At 70.3% G+C, this 3,114-nt stretch carries 2 protein-coding genes and 1 pseudogene; all 3 read left to right on the forward strand.

All coding sequences use genetic code 11. The annotated features are described in order from the left end of the window. Positions 1-280: pseudogene (locus GA0115259_RS40240) on the forward strand (hypothetical protein); the annotation flags it as partial. 132 nt (positions 281-412) lie between these two features. After that, positions 413-1,405, forward strand: a complete 993-nt coding sequence (locus GA0115259_RS12410) for a type 2 periplasmic-binding domain-containing protein (protein WP_202449932.1) — start codon at positions 413-415, stop codon at positions 1,403-1,405. Between the two features lie 43 nt (positions 1,406-1,448). Further along, positions 1,449-3,041 (forward strand): Ig-like domain-containing protein, encoded by a 1,593-nt coding sequence (locus tag GA0115259_RS12415; RefSeq protein WP_202449933.1) that lies wholly within the window; start codon positions 1,449-1,451, stop codon positions 3,039-3,041. The last annotated feature ends 73 nt before the right edge of the window (positions 3,042-3,114 follow it).

The raw sequence follows: 3,114 nt of genomic DNA on the forward strand, positions 1-3,114 counted from the left end.
CGGCGCTCCCGCGGGTGACGGCGCGGGGAGCGCCGCGCCCTCCGGCTCCCCGAAGCCCGCTCCGTCCGGCGGCGTCTCCACCGCGTCGCCGAAGCCGGCTGCGGCCGAGGCGAGTTCCTCGCCGACGCCGCCCTGGGCGCTGGGAGCCGTGCGCTATGTCGTGCTGATCGTCCTCATCACCGGGATCGCGGCGGCCATCGGCGGCCCGCTCCTGCCGAGGCTGGCGCCGGTCGTCGCGGCCGGATGGCGGTCACTGAGGCGGGAGGACGACACCACCTGAGACGACCGGCCGGGGGCGGCAGCCACCACCCCCGGCCGGTGGCCGGATGTTCCGGAACGGCCGGAACCCGGCCACCCGCGAGCGATCGCGGTTTCAACACCAGGCGCAAGCCTATCTGAGGGGTACACGAAGGTGAACAAGAAGAAGATCCTGACGGCCGCAGCCGGAGCGCTGCTGCTCGCGGCCACTTTCGGCACCGTCGCTTCCGCCGAGCCCAGCGGTACGCCCACCTACCGGCAGCTCTCCGGCGTGGGTTCGGACACCACGCAGGACGTGATGAACGGCCTGTCCCAGGTCGTCACCATCAACGGCACCAAGGTGCTCGGTTCGTACAACGCCGTGGGCGGTGCGAGCATCACCACGAAGGACCCGGCGGTCAACAACAAGTGCACCATGACCCGCCCGAACGGTTCCGGCGCCGGCCGTACCGCGCTGCTGACCTCGCTCCAGGCCAATGACGGCTGCCTGGACTTCGCGCGGTCGTCGAGCCTGAGCCTGGGCGCGGCCAACCCGGGCCTCACCTATGTCCCGTTCGCGGTCGACGGTGTCTCGTACGCCATCACGCCCTCCAGCGTGCTGCCGCGCAAGCTCACGCTGGCCGATCTGAAGGCGATCTACCACTGTGACCCGGCCTTCGTGGGCACCGGCCCCAACTACAACCTGAACGTCCTGCTGCCGCAGGCCGGCTCCGGCACCCGCAGCTTCTGGGAGGCCCAGGTCGGCATCACCGACGCGGATGTCGTCGCCGGTGTGTACCCCTGCATCAAGGACAAGAAGAACAACGCCCCGATCCAGGAGCACGACGGCCGCGTGCTGGACGACAAGTCCATCGTGCCCTTCTCCATCGCGCAGTACATCGCGCAGGCCTCGCAGACCGTGGCCGACGTCCGTGGCCGCGCCCTGCTCGGCTCCATCGACGGCAAGACGCCGACGACGCTCAACAACGACTTCGCCGTCAAGCGTGATGTCTACAACGTGATCCCGACCAGCAAGATCGCCACGGCTCCCTGGAGCACGGTCTTCGTCGGCAAGGACTCGCTTGTCTGCAAGCAGCCCGGCGTGATCAACACCTATGGCTTCGCGACCAGCCCGGACTGTGGCGACACGTCCAAGCAGACTCCCTGACCCCGACACGGTTTTCCTGATTACGGAGAAGGAGCTTTCCCGCGTGTTTTCCCAGAGATCCGTGTCGTCCCGCAGATCCGTGCGGGCGTTCGCCGCGACTGCCGTGACGGCCGTCGCCGTGTTCGCGGCCGGCCTGGTCGTGGCGCCGTCCGCGCAGGCCGCCGAGATCGGCACCATCGACATCAACCCGAAGACCGGTACCGACGAGTCGGGCATCGACTTCGCCACCTCCGGTGCCTGCCCGGACACCGCCTCGTACGTCATCGTGTCGGTCAAGGGCTCGGGCTTCCCGGCCGAGGGCCAGAACGTGGTCGGCAACGCGCCGATCGAGACGTACAACACCACGGCCGCCGGCGGCATGCTCATCCCGCTGTCGTCGACGATGCGCGACTACGCCAACATCGCCGGTTTCAGCACGCTCCAGGGCGAGTACGCGTTCACCGTCACCTGCCGCACCGCGTTCAACGGGACCAGCCTCGGTGACTTCAACGGCTCGATCTGGTTCACCTCGAACACGGCGTACCAGGCGAACGACCCGGACGTGAAGGTCGACACCACCACCGCCCTCGCGGTCTCGCCGTCCGGCACCACCGAGCAGGGCGACCAGGTCACGCTGACCGCCACCGTCGCTCCGGCGGGCGCGGCCGGTACGGTCCAGTTCCGCGACGGCGCCGCCGCGCTGGGCAGCCCGGTGGCCGTCACCGGCGGCACCGCCACGCTGACCACGACCAACCTGGCGGCGGGCAGCCACTCGCTCACCGCCGAGTTCACGCCCTCCAGCGGCTCGTACAACGCCTCCGTCTCCACGGCGGTCACCCACCAGGTGAACGCCGCGGCGGCCAAGCCCACCACGACCGCGCTGGCCGTGTCCCCGGCGGACACCGCCGAGCAGTTCAGCCCGGTCTCGCTGACCGCGACCGTCACGCCCGCGGGCGCGGCGGGTTCGGTGAAGTTCACCGACACCGTGGGCGGTACGGCCACCACGCTCGGCACCGTCCCGGTGACGGGCGGCCAGGCCGCGCTCACCACGAGCAGCCTGGCTCCCGGTGACCACTCCTTCACGGCGACCTTCGTGCCGCAGAACAGCGCCGCGTACCTCGCCTCCGACTCGGGCAACGTCCCGTTCAAGATCGGTGCCTTCGAGGGTGTCTCCACCTCCGAGGACATCACCACCACCGTCGAGTCCGGCGCGCTGGTCATCAGCGTCGAGGACCCGCACGTCACCCTGCCCTCGCCGCAGCTGGACGCCAACGGCGAACTGCTGACCACGGCGGGCGCGCTCAACCCGGTCACCCTGACCGACACCCGCGCCGGTAACCCGGGCTGGACCGTCAGCGGCCAGGTGACCGACTTCTCCGACGGCGCCACGCACACCATCAACGGCCAGAACCTCGGCTGGACGCCCAGCGTCATCGACCATGTCTCCGGCCAGACCGTCACGGCCGGCGCGCAGGTCGGTGCCGCCGCGGGCGCCGAGCCGGCCGACAACGGCACGGCCGGACTGAAGTCCTCGCACACCCTGGCCAACGGCAAGGGCCTCGGCACCTCGCACCTCGGTGCCGCTCTGAACCTCAACGTCCCGACGTCCACGGTGGCCGGCACGTACACCGCCACGCTCACCCTGACGGCCATCTGACCGCTGTCTGACCGTGCGTCTCGCGGTCGCTGAGGTGGGCGGGACGGGTGCCCCCACCCGTCCCGCCCATCCT

The sequence above is a fragment of the Streptomyces sp. MnatMP-M17 genome, from assembly GCF_900091995.1.
GTDB lineage: Bacteria > Actinomycetota > Actinomycetes > Streptomycetales > Streptomycetaceae > Streptomyces.